The 20,178-nt window shown below is 71.5% G+C and carries 16 protein-coding genes; 7 read left to right on the top strand and 9 right to left on the bottom strand.

Features of this window, described 5'->3' with window-relative positions; all coding sequences use genetic code 11:
* The first annotated feature begins 142 nt into the window (after positions 1-142).
* A complete protein-coding gene (locus tag ABT254_RS41535) occupies positions 143-1,486 on the top strand; it encodes a Gfo/Idh/MocA family protein (RefSeq protein ID WP_351482618.1) in 1,344 nt (447 codons plus the stop codon).
* Positions 1,487-1,493: 7 nt separating this feature from the next.
* On the opposite strand, the gene ABT254_RS41530 is transcribed toward ABT254_RS41535, so the two are convergent.
* Both ABT254_RS41530 and ABT254_RS41525 read right to left on the bottom strand, forming a co-directional pair.
* Complete coding sequence (locus tag ABT254_RS41530; protein ID WP_351482616.1) at positions 1,494-1,907, bottom strand: Zn-ribbon domain-containing OB-fold protein; 414 nt, start codon at positions 1,905-1,907, stop codon at positions 1,494-1,496.
* A 155-nt stretch (positions 1,908-2,062) separates the two neighbouring features.
* Complete coding sequence (locus tag ABT254_RS41525; RefSeq protein ID WP_351482671.1) at positions 2,063-2,728, bottom strand: TetR family transcriptional regulator; 666 nt, start codon at positions 2,726-2,728, stop codon at positions 2,063-2,065.
* Between the two features lie 194 nt (positions 2,729-2,922).
* Between ABT254_RS41525 and ABT254_RS41520 the strand changes: the two genes are divergently transcribed.
* Entirely contained in the window at positions 2,923-3,606 is a 684-nt protein-coding gene (locus ABT254_RS41520) for a peptidoglycan-binding protein (RefSeq protein WP_351482614.1), read from the top strand.
* 20 nt (positions 3,607-3,626) lie between these two features.
* On the opposite strand, the gene ABT254_RS41515 is transcribed toward ABT254_RS41520, so the two are convergent.
* From ABT254_RS41515 to ABT254_RS41485, 7 genes are all read right to left on the bottom strand, one after another.
* The gene (locus ABT254_RS41515) at positions 3,627-5,948 is read right to left on the bottom strand and encodes a SpoIIE family protein phosphatase (RefSeq protein WP_351482669.1); all 2,322 of its coding nucleotides are present in this window, start codon (positions 5,946-5,948) and stop codon (positions 3,627-3,629) included.
* Between the two features lie 177 nt (positions 5,949-6,125).
* On the bottom strand, positions 6,126-6,635 hold the full coding sequence (locus tag ABT254_RS41510; protein WP_351482612.1) for an antibiotic biosynthesis monooxygenase: 510 nt from the start codon (positions 6,633-6,635) through the stop codon (positions 6,126-6,128).
* A gap of 115 nt (positions 6,636-6,750) precedes the next feature.
* Complete coding sequence (locus ABT254_RS41505; protein WP_351482610.1) at positions 6,751-7,125, bottom strand: hypothetical protein; 375 nt, start codon at positions 7,123-7,125, stop codon at positions 6,751-6,753.
* A 433-nt stretch (positions 7,126-7,558) separates the two neighbouring features.
* A complete protein-coding gene (locus ABT254_RS41500; protein ID WP_351482608.1) occupies positions 7,559-8,482 on the bottom strand; it encodes a MurR/RpiR family transcriptional regulator in 924 nt (307 codons plus the stop codon).
* A gap of 130 nt (positions 8,483-8,612) precedes the next feature.
* Positions 8,613-10,358: an ArnT family glycosyltransferase gene (locus tag ABT254_RS41495; RefSeq protein ID WP_351482606.1), complete on the bottom strand. Its 1,746-nt coding sequence runs from the start codon at positions 10,356-10,358 to the stop codon at positions 8,613-8,615.
* A 42-nt stretch (positions 10,359-10,400) separates the two neighbouring features.
* Positions 10,401-12,329 (bottom strand): phosphatase PAP2 family protein, encoded by a 1,929-nt coding sequence (locus ABT254_RS41490; protein WP_351482604.1) that lies wholly within the window; start codon positions 12,327-12,329, stop codon positions 10,401-10,403.
* A 328-nt stretch (positions 12,330-12,657) separates the two neighbouring features.
* Positions 12,658-13,557 (bottom strand): N-acetylglucosamine kinase, encoded by a 900-nt coding sequence (locus ABT254_RS41485; RefSeq protein ID WP_351482602.1) that lies wholly within the window; start codon positions 13,555-13,557, stop codon positions 12,658-12,660.
* Positions 13,558-13,775: 218 nt separating this feature from the next.
* Between ABT254_RS41485 and ABT254_RS41480 the strand changes: the two genes are divergently transcribed.
* The 5 genes from ABT254_RS41480 to ABT254_RS41460 all read left to right on the top strand — a co-directional run bounded on the left by ABT254_RS41480 (position 13,776) and on the right by ABT254_RS41460 (position 20,174).
* Positions 13,776-14,921 carry an ROK family transcriptional regulator gene (locus ABT254_RS41480; RefSeq protein ID WP_351482600.1) on the top strand — a complete coding sequence of 382 codons (1,146 nt, stop codon included), beginning with the start codon at positions 13,776-13,778 and terminating at the stop codon, positions 14,919-14,921.
* A gap of 281 nt (positions 14,922-15,202) precedes the next feature.
* Positions 15,203-16,534 (top strand): extracellular solute-binding protein, encoded by a 1,332-nt coding sequence (locus ABT254_RS41475; RefSeq protein ID WP_351482598.1) that lies wholly within the window; start codon positions 15,203-15,205, stop codon positions 16,532-16,534.
* A 120-nt stretch (positions 16,535-16,654) separates the two neighbouring features.
* Positions 16,655-17,566, top strand: coding sequence for a carbohydrate ABC transporter permease (locus ABT254_RS41470; RefSeq protein ID WP_351482596.1), 912 nt, complete (start codon positions 16,655-16,657; stop codon positions 17,564-17,566).
* Positions 17,563-18,465, top strand: coding sequence for a carbohydrate ABC transporter permease (locus tag ABT254_RS41465; RefSeq protein WP_351482594.1), 903 nt, complete (start codon positions 17,563-17,565; stop codon positions 18,463-18,465). The genes ABT254_RS41470 and ABT254_RS41465 overlap by 4 nt, the downstream gene beginning before the upstream one ends.
* A 2-nt stretch (positions 18,466-18,467) precedes the next feature.
* A complete protein-coding gene (locus ABT254_RS41460; RefSeq protein ID WP_351482592.1) occupies positions 18,468-20,174 on the top strand; it encodes a hypothetical protein in 1,707 nt (568 codons plus the stop codon).
* Positions 20,175-20,178: the final 4 nt, after the last annotated feature.

Below are 20,178 nucleotides of genomic sequence, written 5' to 3'. Positions count from 1 at the left end.
GGAGGCGTCACGCGTTTCAGAGGACGGCAGGAGGGAGCTGTGGGTTGCCTGTGACTGCCGATTCCGCCGGGGCCCGTCGATGCGGTCGGGCCGGCCGCGGCGACGAGGCATGCGCGGCGGGCCTGCGGGACAGGACCCCTCAATGAGCCGAACACCGTTGCGCGCAGCCGTCGTCGGCACCGGCCACCGCGCCCAGACCTTCGTCCGGGGACTCGCCGCCCGCCCCGACCACCGCGTGGCAGCCCTGTGCGACCCGAGCCCGACCCGGATGGCCTTCCACAACCGGGCGCTGACCGCCGCCGGGGAACCCGCGGCCACCGAGTGGGAACCGGACCGCTTCACCGACATGCTCGCCAAGGAGGCCATCGACGAGGTCGTCGTCACCACCGTCGACGCCGCACACGACCGCTACATCGTCCCGGCGCTGCGGGCGGGCTGCCGCGTCGTCACCGAGAAACCGATGACCGTCGACGCCGACCGCTGCGCGCGCATCCTCGACGCGGTGCGGGCGACCGGCAACCCGCTGACCGTCGCCTTCAACTACCGCTTCAACCCGGTGCACGAGAAGGTACGGGCGCTGCTCGCCGACGGCGCGATCGGCGAGATCCTCTCCGTGCACTTCGAATGGGTCCTCGACGTACGGCACGGCGCCGACTACTTCCGCCGCTGGCACCGCGAGAAACACAACAGCGGCGGGCTGATGGTGCACAAGTCGAGCCACCACTTCGACCTGGTCAACTGGTGGCTCGCCGACGAGCCGCACGAGGTCTTCGGCTACGGCCGGCTCGCTTTCTACGGCCCCGAGGCGGGCGAACGCCACGGGCTGCGCCGGGACTACGACCGCGCCCACGGGGCCGCACCGGCCGCCGACGACCCCTTCGCGCTGGACCTGGCAGGCAACGACACCCTGCGCGCGCTGTATCTGGACGCCGAGGGGGACGACGGTTACCTCCGCGACCGCAACGTCTTCGGCGGGCCGGTCAACATCGAGGACGACATGGCCGTCCTCGTCCGCTACGCGCGCGGGACGACGATGACCTACCACCTCACCGCCTACTCCCCTTGGGAGGGCTACCGCGTCATGTTCAACGGCAGCGCAGGCCGTCTTGAACTGGAGGTGGAGGAGAGCCGCTGGGCGCAGCCGCGGACGCCGGTCGCCTCGAACAGCGGCGCGCTGCACGGAGACACGGCCGCCCGGCACGCGGGCGGTGCACGGCTCACCTGGCGCCCGCTGTGGCGGCCGCCGGTCGAGGTGCCGCTCGACGCCGCCCACGAGGCTCACGGCGGGGGCGATCCCCGTATGCTCGACGCGCTGTTCGGGCCCGTGGGCCCCGGTGCGCCGGATCAGGGCGCGGCCGCGCATCCCACGGCCACCCAGCGCGACGGCGCCCTCGCCCTGGCCGTGGGCCTCGCCGCCAACCGGTGCTTCGAGACGGGACGGCCCGTGGCGGTACGGGATCTGGTCCCCGGGGTGTGGGAGAGCTGAGGGGGCGTCAGGACCAGGCGCGGTAGGGCTCGTCGATCAGCTGGAAGACCGGCTCGCCGCGGACGGGGTCCTTGGCCGTGGACAGCCGGACCCGGTCACCGCTGTGGATGCCGATCAGCGGGCCCATGACCCTGCCTCGCACGACGAATCCCTCGGTCATCTCCACGAGGGACACATTGCGCGCGGCGGGGGTGTTGCGGTGCACGATCGTCGCATGGCGGACCGTGCCCACACCCTCGCTGCGCTCCGTCCGCAGGTCACCGCCCTGGCAGACCGGACACAGCAGCCGGTGGTACATCGCGGTGCCGCACCAGGTGCAGCGCTGGAAGACGATGGTGTCCGCATCGGGCGCCTGGGGATCGAGCACGCCTGCCGCGGAGCCGGCTGTCTGACGAGCAACGTTTCCTGAGTGGTGGTACACGCTGGTCAACTCCCTGCGCTCGGCCCGGAATCCCGCGTGCGCGGGTCAACCGTGCACGCACGTGCGCGGTCGCCGTGCCACCGTGCACGGCATCAATGTATGGCACTGAGTGTCATACGTAAAGACACTGCGTACCCTCAAAATGCGACTCCCGGTCAGTCGTGCTCGAGAGCGTTCTCGATCTCCTGGACCACCCGCCACAGCGGTGCGCGACGCCGGGAGACGACCACCACCACGTCGTCGGGTTCCTCGTCCTCGTGCACCGGGGGCGTGGTGAAGGCCTGCTGTACGTACCCCAGGGCGTGGTCGAGGGCCGCACTCGCGTCCCCCTGCCCGTCCGAGCGCAGCCAGGAACGCAGTGCGTTGTTGTGCGCGGCCGCCACCGCCGCCGCGATCACATCGGCCTGCAGCGTCCCGTCCGGACGGCCCGCGAGGCGGCCGCGCAGATGGTCGGCGAAGGCGCGCTCGTAGCGCCACACCACGGAGAGTTCGTACGCCCGAAGTCCGGGCACCTTCTTGGTCAGGCGGTAACGCTGCACGGAGAAGGTCGGGTTCTCGGTGTACATGCGGAGCACGATCCGCACCGCGTCACAGACCCTCTGCACCGGTTCGTCCTCCTCGCCGCTGTCGGCGAGGAACGCCGTCATCTCGGCCAGGCACCGCTCGTGGTCGGGGAAGACCACGTCCTCCTTGGAGGGGAAGTAGCGGAAGAACGACCGCCGACCGACGCCGGCGAGCGCCACGATGTCGTCCACCGTGGTCTGCTCGTAGCCCCGCTCCAGGAACAGGTGGAAGGCCGCCGCGACCAGGGCGTCCCGCATGGGTGGGCGCGTGGGAGTCGGCTCCGTCTTCATGAACGGGAAAGTAGCATCCGGACGGCACGGATGGCACTCAGTGCGCTGCCGAAGGGAACTGAGTGTCCTCCTGTGGGGCTGCTGAACTGTCGCGGCGCAGGACGCGTATCACTCCCCGGGGAACGGCGGAGGCCCCGCAACGGGGACGGAAGGAGAGCACTGTGCCCATACCGCCCACATCCGGGTCACCGCAGGACCGTTTACCGCTGGAGCCCATCCGGGTCCTGCGCCCGCGCAGCACCGACGCCCTGGCGGAGCTGTTCAAGGAGATGGAGCAGGGCACCGGCGGCCTCGAGCCCGTCGCCGTGCCGGACCCGCGGTCCTGGGACGAGGGCGAGACACAGGAACTCCCGCCCGTGCGCACCGGCCACGGCAGCCCACCGAGCGAGGACGGCCGTTTCGGGTTCGGACCGGGACTGCGCCGTGCGGCCGTCACGATCGCCGTCGCCGCGGCCGCGCTCATCGGCTTCGGCGGCGCCCTCCTGCTGCACGACCGGAACGACGCCGCCGCCGCGCAGGAGCCTCGCCCCGCGGCGCCCGCCGAGCCGACGGCGACCGCCTCCGCCGAGCCGACCGCGACTGCCTCCGCCGCCTCGGACCCGGACGGCGCGGGCACCCTCCGCGAGGGCGACAGCGGGCCCGCCGTGACCGATCTGCAGGAACGCCTGCTGCGCGTCCCGGACATCTACACGGGCGGCTCCACCGGCGGAACCTACGACGCCACCCTCAAGGCCGCGGTGGCCCGCTTCCAGCTCTGGTACGGCATCCGGGGCGACGAGACCGGCGTCTACGGCAACGACACCCGGGCCGCACTGGAGTCCCGCACGGCCTCCGGCACCGGCTGACACCGCGGAGGCTCCGCCCCCTACTGCGGATCCGCCGGCACCCGGATGTCGAGCACACAGACGTCGTCCCGGCGCTCAACCTCAAGCATCGCGGCCAGCAGCGGCGCCAGGGAGCCGGGCTCGTCGGTGTGGTGGCCGAGTACGGCCTCGGAGAGCCGTTTCAGACCCCGGTCGAGGTCCTCCGCGGGCCGCTCGACCAGTCCGTCCGTGTACAGGAGGACGCGGTCGCCGGGTGCGAGGCACAACTCCGCCTCCGCGAAGTCCGGTGTCGTGCTCGCGCCGAGCAGGATGCCGCCGGGGCGCTCGAGATAGTGCGCCTGGCCGTCGCGCAGCAGCAGGGGCGGCGGGTGGCCGGCCTGCGCCCAGATCAGCCGGCGTTCGGCGGGGGAGTAGCGGGCGAGGACCATGGTCGCGGTGCCGTGCGGTCCGCGGGAGTGCAGCAGCAGCGTGTTGAGCCGGGCGAGCGCTCCCGTCAGGGAGGACCCGGTGATGACCATGCCCTTGGCGGTGAAGCGGAGCTGGGCCATCGTGGCGACCGCGTCGATGCCGTGGCCGGCCACGTCGCCGACCACGAAGAGGGCGTCCCCGTCGGGCAGTTCGATGGCGCTGAACCAGTCACCGCCGACGTGGGTGCCCGACTGGGCGGGCAGATAGGCGACTTCGACACGCAGTCCCGCCAGGCGCACGGGCCGGGTGGGCAGGGGCAGCAGGGCGTGCTGCAGCCGGCCGGCCAGCGTCCGCTCGGCGCGCAGCACGTCGTGCTGGGTGAGGACGGCCCGCTCGCTCTCGACGAGGGCGAGCTCCGCGCTGCGCTGCGCGGTGAGGTCCTGTACGACGCCGTGCACCTCGACCGGCGTACCGGCGGCGTCGGACACGACCTCGGCGACGGCCCGCAGATGCCGCAGCCCGTCCGCCGTCCTGATGCGGAACGGGACGTCGAAGGGCCGGCCGGCGCCCAGCAGTTCGCCGATCGCGCGGGCCAGCGCGGGCGCGTCCTCGGGCAGCGCCAGACCGGGCAGGTCGGTGAGGCCGACCGGGCCTTCCCCGGGGTCGCGGCCGAGGAGCTCGAAGACGTGCGAGGACCAGGTGGCCTCGTGCGTGACCAGGTTCCAGCTCGCCCAGCCGAGGCTGCCCAGCCGCTGCACGTCCGCGAGGCGCTGCTCCTGCCGGTCCGAGGAGCCGTGGCGCACCCATGTCACGAACAGCCCGTCGCCCAGCCGGGCCGCCCGCACCGTGTACGTGGACAGCTCCACGACACCGTCCACGACCTCTTGGTGCGCGAACGGCGCGCTCTCGTACGGCTCTCCGGTGGTCAGGGCGCTGCGCAGGCCCTGCCACAGCGGCTCGCCCGCCAGGGCCGGGCAGGCCTCCTGGAAGCGCCGGCCGACCAGCTCGGGCCCGGTGCCGCCGACCACGTCGGCGGTCTGCGCGGTGGCGGCGTCGATGCGGTAGTCGTCGATCACCCCCGAGGCACCGGGCAACGGGGTGAGCAGCATGGCAGCGCCGGGCAGCGCCTCGAAGACGGTCTGCATGGCCTGCACGGCCGCGGCGGCGTCAGGGGCGGCCTGCGGACCGGTGGAGAAGTCCCGCAGGCGCCCGGCGCACAGCCGGGCGGCGGCCTGCAGATGAGCCCGCTCGCTCTCGCTGAACGGCCCGCTTCGGGCGCGCAGGATCCCGATGCAGACGTTCGGTGAGGCGCCGGTCGGCACGGGCAGCCAGGCGCGGGAGGCCCAGTGGTCGGACGGGTTCCCGATCAGCACGTAGCGTCTGCGGTCCGCGGCGGCGTCCTCCAGCCAGAGCGGCTCGCCCGCCCGCAGGGCCTCGAGGGCGGGGAACCCCTTCAGCGGCGGGATCTGCTGCCACTGGACGGCGAGGGTGGCGTCGATGCCGGCGTGGCCGACCAGTTCGAGCCCTCCGGCGGGTGGTCGGGCGTAGATCATGACCGCGGCGGCGCCCACCTCGGGCGCGAGCTGCTCCAGCAGGCAGCAGGCGAGTTCCTGCGGGGTGGTGACCTCGACGAGCTCCCTGCCGAGGGCGGCGAGCGCCGCGGAACCCCGGTCGGCGGCCGCCTCCCGCGAGGGCTGCACGGCGGACTCGGCCAGGGCGGCGGGCTCCGGGGCAGGGGCGGGGCCCCCGGGTGGCGGCAGGCTGCCGAGGGTGATCCAGCACTCCTCCAGCACGGTGCGGCCGCCGGTCCTCGCCCGTTGCTGCAGCTCTTCCTCCGCGGCACCGGGGGAGCAGCCGGTGAGCGCCATGACCACACCTTTGGCCTGCTCCAGGACGGCCGACATGGCCGCCAGGTGGCGCAGCCGGTCCATCTCGGCGCGCTGTCTGGCGACCATCTGGGCCAGCGCGACGGTGTCGGCAGCGGTGTGCGACTCCGCCGGTGTGGCGTGCTTACTCGTCACGGGTCGAGCATCGCACAACAGGGCGGCTTCGATCGTGGTCCAGTCCGATCCGGCTTCACTCGAAAGGAGAAGATCCGGTGTGTCGGGTGGACGCGGGCCCGTCCGCACCCGTCAGTCGTCGGGCGGGGGGTACAGCCACAGCCGGAGCAGCCGGCTGAGCAGCGGCATGACGAGGTAGGTCAGCACGGGCAGCAGCACGACGGGGAACACCGCCGCCCTGAGCGGCAGGGGCCAGGCCGTCGTGCGGGGTGTCACCAGCCACTGGATGAGCAGGGTGAACGGATAGGCGCCGAGGAACGTGGTCAGCACCATCTTCCAGCGGGGCGGGGACTGCGATGTGGTGCCCGGCAGAGAGAACCAGGTCTCCATCCCGGTGGTCGACTGCCGCTCGTCGCCCACCTCCGTGGCGATCCCCCCGATCCGCGCGTGCCACTCGGCCCGTTCGGCGGACTCCAGCCACTGCGCCAGACGCTGCGGATCGGACCAGCGCAGCACCGCGTGGTACCGGGGGCCGTCCTCGGGACGCAGCCAGGAGACGCCCTCGTTGCCGGGGAAGCGACTGGCGCAGCGGGTGATGCCACGGGTCCACTCCTCGAACTCCGCTTCCCGGCCGGGGCGCACCTGTCAGGTCAGCACCGTGGTGACCGGATCGCGCCTGCGCAACTGGGTGGTGCTCATGTTCACCACGTGTGCCACGCGTGGCGCGAATCATGCCGTGCGGGCCCGGCCGTCGCGGTCAGCGTCCGGAGTCGATCAGGGCCCGGGAGACCGCGCGGACGCTGCGCGCGATGTGCTGGAGCTGCATGACCTCCGCCGCGTACAGCTTGATCGTGTGCTCGATGACCGACTCGGGCAGGCCGAGCGCGGGCAGATCGGCGCGGGCGGTCTGCAGCGCGGTGCGTGCGACCCGGATCTCGTGCTGCACCTGGATCTGCGCATGGCGGGCCAGCAGCACGGGGTGGCGGATCAGGGCCGGGTAGCTGCCGTAGCGGGCCGGCACCAGTTCGCGCAGCCACTTGGCCGCCGAGCGCTCCCAGTCGTAGGAGCCGGGCGTCTTGACCTGGCACGGCCAGTCCGGGCTGATGCGCGTGGTCGTCAGTTGCATGATCATCGCTTCCGGGTGTGCGGCGTCGTGTGGGGGTGGTCCGACGTGGGCGGGCGGCCCCGGTCTAGGGGATGACCGGGGCCGCCAAGGGCGCTCGCGGAGGCGAGGCCCGACCGAACACCCTGGGCGCCGACGCGGGTAGGAGACGGCGGCTTCGGGTGTCCGTGCAGGAGCCCGGGAGAGGAGCAGACGGTGCCGGCGCGGCGGATGCTGCAGGCGCATGGGCGGACCGTCGGCTTTCTCCGGGCGATGCGGGTGGGGACGGGGGTGCGGAACGTGTCCCGGAGGTGGCCGGTGCGCGATCCGTGAGAAGTATTTATATATGCCGTCCGGTTTGCAAGACGCATGAAAACATTCATGCCCAGTCTGTTGTGAAAGGTCCCTTTGTAATTCCGCTGTAACGCGGTCGGGGGGTGCCGGAAGGGCCGCGAACGCCGGATCAGTCGCGCAGGAAGAACTGGTGCTGGTCGGAGATCTGCTCGTACTCCTCGAGCCGCGCCTGGGTGCGCTCCGGGTCGGCGTCGGTCATGGCCTGCAGCAGCGCGGCGGCAATCACGCCGGGCGCCGCGTAGGAGTCGAAGACCAGCCGGGAGCCGGTGCCGGTGGCGAAGACGACATCCGCCTCGTCGGCGACGAGCCCCAGCGCCAGGTCGGTGACCAGGGCGACCTTCAGCCCTGCGCTGCGCGCGACCCGTACGGCGGTGAGGGTCTCCTGGGCGTGCCGGGGCATCGAGAAGGCCAGCACCCAGGTGCCGCCCGCCTCACGCGACTGCAAGAGCGCGTCGTAGGCGACGCTGCCGCCCCGCGTCACCAGCCGCACGTCGGGGTGGATACGGCGTGCGGCGTAGGCGAAGTACTCGGCGAGCGAGACCGAGATGCGCAGGCCGAGCACGGTCAAGGGCGTCGATGCCGACAGCTTGCGGCCGAGTTCGATGAGCTGGTCGGGGTCGGCGAAGTCGCGCCGCAGGTTCTCCAGGTTCTCGATCTCGGCGTCGACCGCCGCCTGCAGCTCGTTGCTGCCGTTCTCCTCGGTCGCGGCGGGCCCCCCGGCCAGGGTGCCGAGGGCGATCGACTGGAGTTTCTCGCGCAGCGCGGGATAGCCGCTGAAGCCGACCGCCGCGGCGAACCGCGTCACCGAGGGCTGGCTCACGCCGGCGCGTTCGGCGAGGTCGGTGATCGACAGGAAGGCCGCTTCGGTGATGTGCTCGATGAGGTACTGGGCGATGCGCCGCTGGCCGGGGGAGAGCCGGGGCCGGTCGAACAGGGTCCTGAGCTGGGAGGCCGGGGCGGCCTCGGCTTCCGGAGCCGTCTTGCCCGAGGTGATCGCGGATGCCTGTGCGCGTGCCTGCTGCGGCGATGACACCGGTGCGCCTCCTTTGTCTCCCACAGTGCTTCAACATAGCCCACGACACCGTCGCGACCAGGGCTTGTAGGGGGCATCCGGCGCCGCCGGACGGATCCTCGGACGGCCCGCCGACACCGGTCGCCACCTGTCACCGGCGATAGATCGTGATCGAGTGCCCGACGTCGTCGACCGGACGACTGCTGCGGATCAGCGCGGCCAGCCGGCCCCGCGCCTTGGCCACCGCCGAGTCCGACACGACCAGCAGCCCGCGCACCTGACGCGCGGGTACCGTGCGCGGATCGGACGCGTCGATGCCGTAGTACGAGGGCACCCCGCTGCCCTTGTACACCAGCCAGATCCGCTCGCCCCGGTACCGCTCGTGCAGCCGGTCGGCGAGCCGGCCCAGGTCCTGGCCCCAGTCCACGTTGGAGTCGTGCAGCCGCAGATGGGTCCTGGCGGGACCGCCGAATGCCTCGTTGGAGTACGGCAGGTAGGACGGATACGTCAGCAGCGAACTGACGGCGACGAACAGCACCAGCGCTCCCGTCACGAGCGGCGCCCAGCGCCACCGCACGGCGAGCACACAGCCCGCGGCCACCGCCAGGAACATCGGCACGAAAATCGCGTAGCGCGTCCCGAAGTCCCGCGACCCGGTCATGGCCGCGGCCAGCAGGACCCCGGCGGGCACCAGGACGTACGGCGCCGCGGGCCGCAGCCGCCGCATGGCCACCAGCACCGCCGCCCCGGCCACCCACAGGGCGAGCATGCCGAGCGGTGTCTTCACCAGCAGCGCGGCCGGCAGGTAGTACCAGCGGGAGCCGGTGTACAGATGCCCGAACAGGAAGCCCTGCCACGGGTAGTTCTCCAGACCGAACTGGATGCGCATCCCGTCCCGGTAGGACGCCGGGAACGGCAGCAGCCGCACGAGCAGCCCCTTCAGCCCGTGCACCGCGGGCACGGGCTGCTCCGGTGTCCACCGCAGCCGCGGATCCACCACCAGATACGACACCCATACGACGGCGACGGCGGCCACCGCCACGACGCCCGCGCCGAGAGCCGCTCGCCCCGCTGCCGTGCGCCGGTCCCGGGACCGCGCCTGCCACAGCGACCAGGCGGCCAGCGCCAGCAGCACCGGAACCGCCGGGAGCACGCTCATCTTGGTCGCCAGGCCCGCGCCGAGGGCCACTCCGGCCAGTGGCACATACAGCCGGGGCCTCCGGCGGGCCCGCCACAGCAGCCAGGCCGAGGTCAGCACGAACCCGGCCGCGGGGACGTCGAGCGTGGCCAGCGAACCGTGGGCGATGAGGTCGGGGGAGAAGGCGTACAGGGCGAGCGCCGCCAATCCGGCGGCGGGCCCCGCGAGCTCACGGGCGAAGGTGAACACGACGAGCCCGAAGAGCAGCGTCAGCACGATCATCGGGAGGCGGGCCCAGAACATCAGCCGCCACGGATCATTGCCGGACTCGTACAGCAGATGCCGTCCGAACTGCCCCTGATCGCCTTGGTACGAGGTGTCGACGTGCGGAGCGGCGATCGCCACCCCGGCGGCGATGACCAGCTTGCCGAGCGGCGGATGCTCGGGGTTGAGACGGACCCGGTGCTCGTGCAGATAGTCGGCGGCCGTGGCGACGTAGATGGGTTCGTCGATCGTCGGGGTCTGCTGCACGGCGGTGGTGACCATCGCCGCGGCCATCTGGGCCAGCAGCACGACGACGAGGAGCGGCAGCAGCCACCGCCGGCGCGGCCGGGGCGACCGCTCGGGGGCCGTGGCCCGCGGCGGCGGGTGTTCCTCGTCGTCGTGTGTGCCCGGCTCGAGGACCGAGTGCTGTTCGTGCGCCATCATCCGCCCCGCGGTGACACGGACCGCGAGGGGGCGGGAGCGATCCGGACCCATCCCATGGGCCCTACTGTCGCATCAGCTCCCGCCTCCCGGGCGTTACCGCTTCAGGAGTCGTACCGACAGACCTTCCGTCGTGTAGACGGGTACGGCCCGCAGCCGGTCGGAGTTCAGCTCGATGCGGTCGAACTGGCCGCGCAGCCCCGGGGCGGAGAGAACGCGCACCGTGCTGCCCGCGGCCGGCGGCTTGTCGGCGTCCAGGTGCAGCGTCAGGACGCTCCCCGTGCCCAGCACGGCCCGGCGGGTGACCTCGAGGGCGGGCTCGTGACCCGAGCGCAGTGTCAGCTCCAGCGCGCCCGACTCCTGCGCGTACACCCCGTGCACCTGCACGGGCCGCCGCAGCCGCAGCGTGCCGCCAGACACCCGGACCTCGCCGTGGCCCAGCGCGTGGGACGAGGCGGCGACCAGCACGCCGTCCTTCACGACGGTGCCGCCGGTGTACTTGTTGTGGCCGGTCAGGGTGAGCGTCCCGCTGCCCCGCTTGGTCAGGCCGCCCTCGCCGCAGATGTCGTTGCGCCAGCTGTCGGCCGCGCCGAAGCCGCCCGCCGCCGCGTCGAGCGTGACGGTCACGTCGCAGTCGAAGGTGCCGTAACCGTCGGCCGCGGCGAACAGGTTCAGCCGTCCCCACTGCTCGAAGCCGTCCAGCAGCACATATCCGGAGGGCAGCGCGGTCGTGCGCAGCACCTCGCGCCGCTGGTCCGCGTCCAGGTACGGCAGCCGCGTCTCCAGCAGCACCTCCGCGCCCTTCGGGACGGTGAGCGGTTCGTTGCGGCCGTGGCGGGTCAGCACGTACGTCAGCCGGGGCCCGACCGCACGGGCGTTGGCGTCCCGGTCCGCGTACGGGTCGGCGGGGTCCGAGTGCGCGTAGGCGTACAGGGTGTCGGCCGTGGTGCCGGTCTGCGCCTCGAAGTAGGCGAGGGCCTGGGCGCGGGCCGCGGCCTTGAGGGCGGCGTTCGCCGGGTCGGCGAGGGTGGCGGCGGCGAGGGCCGTGGCCATGATGCGGCCGCCCATGACGTCGACCGTGGAGTGCATGCCCGCCATGATCCGGGTGTGGCTCAGCTCGAAGGCCCGCGTCACCAGCTCCTGGAAACGCTCCGGCACGGCGTACGCATAGGCCAGGCCCGCCAGGTGGAAGGCGTTGGTGTGGCCGCTGGGGAAGCCGCCGTCGTCCGTCGGGGACATGTTGCGCTGACGCAGCAGCTGGGGCGCGACGACCACCTCGGAGTCGTACACGGGGTAGCCGAGCGCGTCCTTCGCCCCGGTGTCGACGACCTCGCTGTCCTCGTTCATGCGCCAGGGACGCGGGTACTGGTAGGCGTACTTGGACGGGTTGCCCGAGGCCCAGTTGCCCCGCAGCGTGTCGACCAGTTCGGCGACCTTGCCGAGCGCCGAGTCGTGCGAGCCGGCGCCGAGCGCGGAGCCGGCCGGGGCGTCCGCGGGTACGGCGTCGTCGATCTTGGTGGGCGGGGTGCCGTCGGGGGCGCTGGTGATCGACGTGACGGCCTTGGCGCCCGCCTTGTACAGGTCGGCCAGCGGCCCCAGGCCCGCGATCATCGCGTAGCTCTGGTGCTGGCGGTCGTAGAGGAACGCCTCCTTCGCCTGCGCGTCCGTGCGCGCGGCGGTGATGCGGGCGCAGTAGCTCATGTTGGCGCGCAGTATCTCGGGCCGCAGGGGCGTGCCGGTGTTCCAGGCGCCGCCGGTCTTCCATATCTGGGCGAAGCCGCCGAGCACGCGGACGACCGCGTTGGTCTCGGGCGTGAGGTTCGTCGGGAGGTTGGTCCTGTAGTCGTCGACGAACGCCGCGGGAGCCGTGGCGGCCTTGGCGTCGGCGGCACCCAGCCACGTCACGAAGGTGGGCGCGGCCAGCACACCGGCCGAGGCGCCCAGCGAGGTCTTGAGGAACCCCCGCCTGTTGACGGTGAGTCGACCGGCCTTCGAGGAGGAGCGGTGCCCGGCAGGTGACGGCATGCGTGTGCCTCTCTTCAGTTCTGCGGCCCTGCGGCCGGGGAGGAGATCGTGCGATCAGAGATGTCCCGCGGGACGCATGGGATGTGCGAATCCGGTGCGTCCCGTGAAGCTTTGAGCGAAGATCTACGGCCGGGTCCTGTCCCGTCGGCGGTTGCCCGGCGGCCGTGACGTGTCGTGCAGGTGAACTAAGCGGGCCGGCAAGGCCCTTCAATGGGCGCGGGGCTGTGACATCAGCGCCTGCGCCGCCGGGCGCGATCAGCCACGACGGCGCCGCAGCCGATCGAAGGCCGGTCGTGGCGCTTCGGCGCGGCGCCTGGCGGCGTCCTGCTCACAAGAGCGAACGCGCCAGTGTCACGGCACCTTCCACGGGTGGCTCCCGCAGCGGCTGCGGACGTGCTCCCGGCACCGACCTCGCGAGCGCCGTCGCGAACGCGCCGTACAGAGGTGCCTGGGAGAGGACGGTGCTGCCCGCGACCACCACGTCGTCCACCACGACCCCGCGCGCGGCGAGCCGCTCCACCAGCGCGGCCAGCGAACGGCCGGCCTCGGTGATCACGGCTCGGGCGAGCGGCGAGCCCGCTTCGGCGGCCGCGAACACGACCGGCGCGTGCCGGCCCCACTCGGCGGAGATGTCCGTGGCCCCCTCCAACGCGGCGCCGAGCGCCGGTACTTCAAAGACGCCGAAGGACGCGAGCAGGCCCCGGGCGAGTTCGTCGGGCTCCTCCCCGCGGTCGTGCGCCGCCCATGCGGCCCGCGCGGCCTCGCGGACGAGACCGGCCGCGCCGCCCTCGTCGCCGAGGACCGCACCCCAACCGCCGACCTGGACGGAGGTCCCGTCGGAGAAGCGGCCGACCGCGACGGAACCGGTGCCGGCGACCAGGCCGACCCCCTTGTCCAGTCCCGCGGCCGGCACGAGCAGCTCGGCGTCGCCCACGACCAGCGCGGGCGCGTCGAAGTGCTGTTGCAGGCCGGTGCGTATCCGGGCGCACTGGCGCGGGGTCTCACAGGCGTGGCCGCCCACGGCGACGGCCGCCGGGCGTGCGCCCGTGGGCAGCGCGTCGGCGGCCAGCGCGGCCAGCCAGCCGGCGGCGGCCACGGGCTCGTGCGGCCGCCAGCCGCTGCTCGTCCGGACATGATCGGCGACAAGCTCCGTATCGGCGTAGGCACGCAGGTGTGTCTTGGTGCCACCCACGTCGATGCCGACCACGAGGGGCGTGAAGTCCTGCACGGAACCTCTTTTTTCGTCGTTGCACTGGGCGCGACGGTCGGGCGAACCGTGCCTGAAATTACGGGAGTTGGTGAACTAGGGAAGCCCCGGGACGGACTTCTGGCGGACACGGCAGGCGAGTACCGTGAAGTTCGTTAGGAAGTTAACTAACGAAGTACAGTGCGTCAAGAGGCATCGCGCACCCGACCACTGAGCGGCCCGTGACCCGTGGGAGAACTGTGATACACGACGCGGCGGAAGCCCCCCGTCTGACCGAGAGCGCAAGCGCGGTGTTCGCCGTGCTCGCCGAGGCGGGCAGCGCGACCCGGCCGCAGCTCGCGAGCCTGGCGGGCCTGTCCAAACCCACCGTGTCCTCCGCCGTCGCGGAGCTGGAGAGCGCACGGCTGGCGGCCCACTCCGGCACCGCCTCCGGCGGCACGGGCCGTTCCGCCGCCGTCTACGGTCTCGGGCCGGCCGCCGGTGCCGTGCTCGCCGTCGACCTCGGCCCCGCCCTGACCCGGGTGCGCGGCTGCGCCCTGGACGGCACCCTGCTCGCCCAGGCCACCGGCACCCGGGAGGAGGCCGCCGACGTGGTCCGGGAGGCACTCCTCGCGCTTCCGGCCGGCGCCCCGCTGCGCACCGTCGTCGTCGCCGTCGGCGATGTCACGGCGCGGGAGAAGGAGGGCGCACGTATGCGCCCCGCCACGGCCAAGGCCGGCCCGGTCTTCGACGCCATGGCCGTCGCCCTGCCGCCGGGCGTTCCCGTCCACCTCGAGAACAACGTCAACTGCGCCGCGCTCGCCGAACTGCACGAGGGCGCCGCGCGCGGCCGGCACACCTTCGGCTATCTGCGGATCGGCGTCGGTATCGGTCTCGGCATCGTGGTCGGCGGCCAGGTCCTGCGCGGTGCCAACGGCGCCGCGGGTGAGCTGGCCCGGCTGCCCTATCCCTGGGACGACGGCCGCGAGCCGCGGCACGAGGCCCTGGAGGAGTACATCGGCGCCCGCTCGCTGCTGCGGCGGGCGGCAAAGGCCTGGCAGGAGGAGGACGGGCCCTGCCCGCACACCGCCGAGCAGCTCTTCGCCCTGGCCGGCCAGGGCAGGGCTGCGGCCCGCGCCGTGGTCGCCCGGCATGCCACCGACGTCGGTCGCCTTGCCGCCGCCGTGACCGCCGTACTGGACCCGGGGCTGATCGTCCTGGGAGGCAGCACCGGCGCGGACCCGCAGGTACTGCCCGGTGTGCGGGCGGAACTCGCCCGGCTGAGCTGGCCCACCGAAGTCGTCAGCAGCACGGTCGGCGATCTCGGCACGGTCGTGGGTGCCGCCCGGCTCGCGGTTTCGCGAGGAGTCCAAACCGTGACCGAGGCCGCGGGGGCGAAGGATTGACGGCTTCCGACTCGATCTGCCAATGTCCGGACAAGCGCTTTCTAAGTCGGCCGGGAACGCCGACTCCGGGTGAGCCTCCCGCCCGTACACGAAGTACGGCAGTCGCACGAGGGCGTGCTTGTGCGACGACGGCCCTCATGGCCGGGGACGCCACCCGCTCCAGGCGACACGGCCGGGCGAGGCCGTGCCCCGGAAAGCGAAATTCGAAATTTCCTGCAAAATGCACCCGTGCCGCCTCGGCTGGCGCCGTGCTCCGTCCAGTACGACGAAAAGGGAAGAAAATGACCAGTGTGGGTGTGCGGCGCTCCCGCCGACTCGGCCGCGGCGGCATACGCCGTGTGGTTCCCCTCGCTGCCGTGGCCACGGCAGGTGCTCTCCTGCTCACCGCCTGTGGCGGGTCGGGGTCCGGCTCGGGTGGTAACTCCAAGTCGCTGACCTTCTGGATCTCCACGGTTCCGGGGCAGGACGCGGGCTGGAAGAAGCTGGTGGCGCAGTACAAGAAGGAAGCCGGCGTCGCCGTCAAGCTCGTCAACATCCCCTACGACGGCTACACGACGAAGCTGCACAACTCCGCGCAGGCGAATGCTCTGCCCGACGTGGCGGCCGTGCCGGCGCTGGACCCGATCTGGTCGAACAAGCTGATCGATCTCAAGTCCATCGCCGACAAGAAGAGCAACAACATCAACCCGAACTTCCTCGCGAAGGACTCGTCCGGGAAGGTTCTGTCCATCCCCTCGGACGTCACCGCGTCCGGCATGTACATCAACAAGTCGCTGTTCGAGAAGGCCGGCGTCGACTACCCGACCTCGCCCGCCAAGACCTGGACCTGGGACGAGTTCATCAAGGCGGCGAACAAGGTCCGCGAGAAGACCCACGCCAAGTACTCCCTGACGTTCGACCAGTCGCCGTCGCGACTGCGCGCCATGGTGTACGAGCTGGGCGGCAAGTACGTCCACGCCGACGACTCCGGCAAGTTCTCGGTGGACGCGGCGACCAAGAAGGCCGTGAACACCTTCGTCGGCTGGAACGACGACAAGACCATGCCGAAGTCGGTGTGGACCAGCGGCGCCGACCCGTCCGCCATGTTCCAGAGCGGCGACGTCGTCGCCTACTGGTCCGGCGTGTGGCAGGTGCCCGCCTTCGCCGACAGCATCAAGAAGTTCGAGTGGGCGAGCGTCCCGACCCCGGCCCAGCCGGTGCAGGCCAGTGACGTCAACGCCGGCGGCATGGTGGTCGGCTTCAACAACAACGGCGACGCCGCGAAGGCCGCGACGAAGTTCCTGTCCTGGCTGTACGAGCCGGCCCACTACAAGGTGCTGTGCGAGACGTCCGGCTTCCTGCCGGTCGAGAGCGGCCTGAACCCCGCCTACCCCTTCAAGTCCGAGGCGGCGCAGGCGGCGTTCAAGCTCTACAACGAGGAGATCCCGCTCTACGACCCGATCTCCGGCTACTTCAACAACGCGCAGACGGAGTGGGTGCTGAAGGGCAAGAGCCTCACCGAGGACCCGACCAAGACGGAGCTCGGCAAGGCGATCAACGGCCAGCAGTCGGCCGACAAGGCCCTGCAGAACATCGTGGACGGCTACAACCAGCAGGTCGGCGGCGTTTCCTAGGCCGCGGGGCCGGGCGGCGGGGGTTGAGACACCGCCGCCCGGCCCTGTACGCGCCCCCTGATCACGGGCTCATGGCGTGAGCCCACCCGCAATCCCTTCCACCAGCACGGAGTCAGGAAGATGACCACCCACTCCCCGGCCGTGTCCGCGAGCCCGCCCAGGAAACGCAGCAAGTACACCGTTGCGCCGCTCGTCCTCATCGCGGCCAATGTCGTGCTCTTCGCGCTGTTCTTCGTCTGGCCTGCGGTGATCGGGCTTGTCTACTCCTTCACGAACTACACCGGCGTGGGGGCGTTCCAGTGGGTCGGACTGGACAACTACCACAACCTGTTCGGGGACTCCACGTTCTACGACGCGCTGACAAGGACCGTGCTCTACACCGTCCTGTTCGTCCCGCTGAACTTCGCGGTGTCACTGGCCGCCGCCAACCTGGTGGTGAGCAAGCACGCCAAGGGTTCGTCGCTCGCCCGCGTCATCTTCTTCATCCCGTGGCTGCTGTCGCCCATCGTCGTGGGTGTCCTGTGGCGGTGGATGTTCGGTGAGAACTTCGGACTGGTCAACTACGTCATCGAGAAGCTCGGCGGCGGCGCCGTTCCGTGGCAGTCGAACGCGGACCTGTCACTGCTCGTCGTGGTCATGGCGGCGTCCTGGATGTGGACCGGCTTCACGATGCTGCTGTTCATCGCGGCGATCAAGAACGTACCGGTGTCGTACTACGAGGCGGCCTCGCTCGACGGCGCCGGTCCGTGGCGCCAGTTCATCAGCATCACACTGCCGAGCATCGCGCCCACCTCGTTCATCGTCATCCTGCTCAACACGATCAACGCGATGAAGGAATACCCGGTGTTCGTCGCCCTCAACAACGGCGGACCTGGATCGTCGAACAACCTGCTCGTCCAGTACATCTACGAAACCGGCTTCAAGCGGGGCCAGATCGGCTACGCGAGCGCCGCGTCCTTCGTGCTCATGATCATCCTGATGGCCGTCGCGATCATCCAGCTGATCGTCAACCGGCGGGTGGAGAACCGATGACTACCACAGACATGCCACGCCCGCTCGACGCCGACGCCAAACAGCCCGTTCCCAACAAAAGCCCCCGCAGTGCGGCCCGCGGTGGGATCCGGCGGGCGGTGCCCGCGACGACCCTGCTGTGGATCCTGGCGTTCCTCTACGGGTTCCCGGTGCTGTGGTTCATCCTCAGTGCCTTCAAGCCGGCCAGCGACCTGTTCTCCTATCCGCTGACGCTGGTCCCGCACAACCCCACCCTGTCGGGATTCAAGGCGGCGTGGGACAGCGCCAACTTCTCCCAGTACTTCATCAACACGGCCATCGTGTGCGTGATCACGACGATCCTCACGGTGGGTGTCAGCTGCTGCACCGGGTACGCGCTGGCCAAGTACGACAACCGGTGGCTGAAGGCGTTCTTCCTCTGCATCCTGGCCACCACGATGCTGCCGGGCGAGGTCATGCTCGCCCCCGAGTTCCTGGTGGTCCGCAACCTCGGGCTGTACAACTCGTTCGCCGGCATCATCCTCCCGGCCGTGCTCACCGCGACCGGATGTTTCATGTTCCGCCAGTTCTTCCTGACGGTCCCCGACGAACTCGTGGAAGCCGCCCGCATCGACGGTGCCCGAGAACTGTCGATCTTCCTGCGGATCATGGTGCCGCTGTCCCGGCCGATCATGCTGACCCTCGCCATCCTGTCCTTCCAGTGGCGGTGGAACGACTACATCTGGCCGCTGCTGATGCTCAACGACCCCAACAAGTTCACCGTGCAGATCGGTATCCAGAGCATCGTCGGCGCGCAGAACATCAACTGGTCGGTCCTGCTCGGCGCCTCGGTCATCTCCATGATCCCGCTGATCGTGATCTTCCTGGTCTTCCAGCGCTACGTCATGGGCGCCGACATCAATGCCGGACTGAAGGACTGACCTTGCCCACCCCGCTCGACCACGAGTTCGTCCGCGCGGCGGCGCTCGCCGCCGACGGATCGGCCGCCCTGCTCGCGGCCGACCCGTCGGCGGAATTCATCGGGCCGCACCGCGCCCTGGCCCGGCGGGTGAAGACCCTGGTCGCGGCGTACCGCTCGCCGGAGTCGGCCCTGCACGGCAGCGAGCGGGCCGTCGCCGCCGCGCTGACCCACCTCCGTACCCTGCGGTCCCTGCAGACGGCTTCCGGCCTCTTCGCGGGCGGCGACAACGTGCAGTCGCCGCCGGACTCCGCGTTCACCGTCAACGACGTGTGCGACGCGCACGTCCTCGCCGCGGGCGCGGGGCCGGAACTGGACGAGGTCACGGCGGCGCTCGCCGAGATCGCCGGCGCCGCCACCGGCCCTCTCCTGACCGGCGGGGTGCACACCCCGAACCACCGCTGGGAGCTGTCCGCGGCGCTGGCCCGGCTGCACCGGTCGTTCCCGGACGACCGGCTGCTCGCCCGTGTCGAGGAGTGGCTCGCCGAGGGCGTCGACATCGACGCGGACGGCCTGTACTCGGAACGCAGCGCCGTCTACGCGTCCATCGTCACCAACCCGTCGCTGCTGTTGCTGGCCGAGGTGCTCGGGCGCGGCGACCTGCTGGACGCCGTCGAACGCAACCTCACCGCGACCCTGGACCTGATCAGGCCGGACGGCACGGTGGAGACCGTCCACTCGCGCCGCCAGGACCAGAGGCAATCGTTCGCGCTGTGGCCCTACCTGCCGCACTACCGGCTGCTCGCGATCCGCACCGGCCGGGGCGACTTCGCCCGCGCGGCCCGCCTGGCGGCCGCCGACGGCATCAACGACCCCGACCTGCTCGCCCAGACCCTCCTCACCCCGGATCTGTGCCGCGCCCTGCCGGCCCCGGACGCGGAGCAGCTCCCGCGCGACCGGTACCTCCCCACCGCACGCCTCGCCGTCCACGCCTCGGCCACCGCGCACACCGTGGTGTACGGCGGCTCCGACGTGCCCGAACACCGGCGCATCCGCTCGGGCCTCGCCTGCAACCCCACCTTCCTGCGCCTGTTCGCCGGTGCCGCCGTCCTCGACGCGGTCCGCCTCTCGCGGGTGTTCTTCGACCTGGGCCCGTTCCGCGCCGCCGACATGGAACGGCTCGCCGACAACCGGTACCGGCTCACCCAGACCCTCACCACCGCCTACTACCAGCCGCTCCCGAAGGACCACAGGCGCGACGACGGCGCCTACCGCCTGGTGGACGAGGGCCGCTTCTCCGCGGCGATGGCCTTCCCCGACCGCCCCCAGGACGAGGTCTCCCACACCACCCGGGTCGAGGTCGACCTGCGGGACGACGGGGCCGACCTGCGCATCGACATCAGCGGCCCATCGGTGCCCTGGGCCCTCGAACTGACCTTCCGGCCCGGCGGCGAGCCGCACGGCGCCGTGCCGCTCGGCGACGGACGCTGGTGCCTGACGACCGAGCCGTTGACCTACCGCGTCGGCGACGACGAGATCCGGGTCGAGGCAGCCGTCGAGACGGGCGAACCGCTCGCCGGACCGGACAGCAGCGACGTACTGCGCTACGACCCCGGGCAGGACTACACCGTGGTCGGCGGCACCGACGCGACGACCGGGAACCGCGTCTACCTCGGTGGGCACGGGCCGCAGACACTGACCCTCACACTGCGCGCCACCTCTCAGGCATGAAGGG

Source organism: Streptomyces sp. NPDC001137 (assembly GCF_040298885.1).
In the GTDB taxonomy this organism is placed as follows: domain Bacteria; phylum Actinomycetota; class Actinomycetes; order Streptomycetales; family Streptomycetaceae; genus Streptomyces.
The sequence above is the reverse complement of the archived record's forward strand: the minus strand, read 5'-3'. Positions and strand labels throughout refer to the sequence as shown.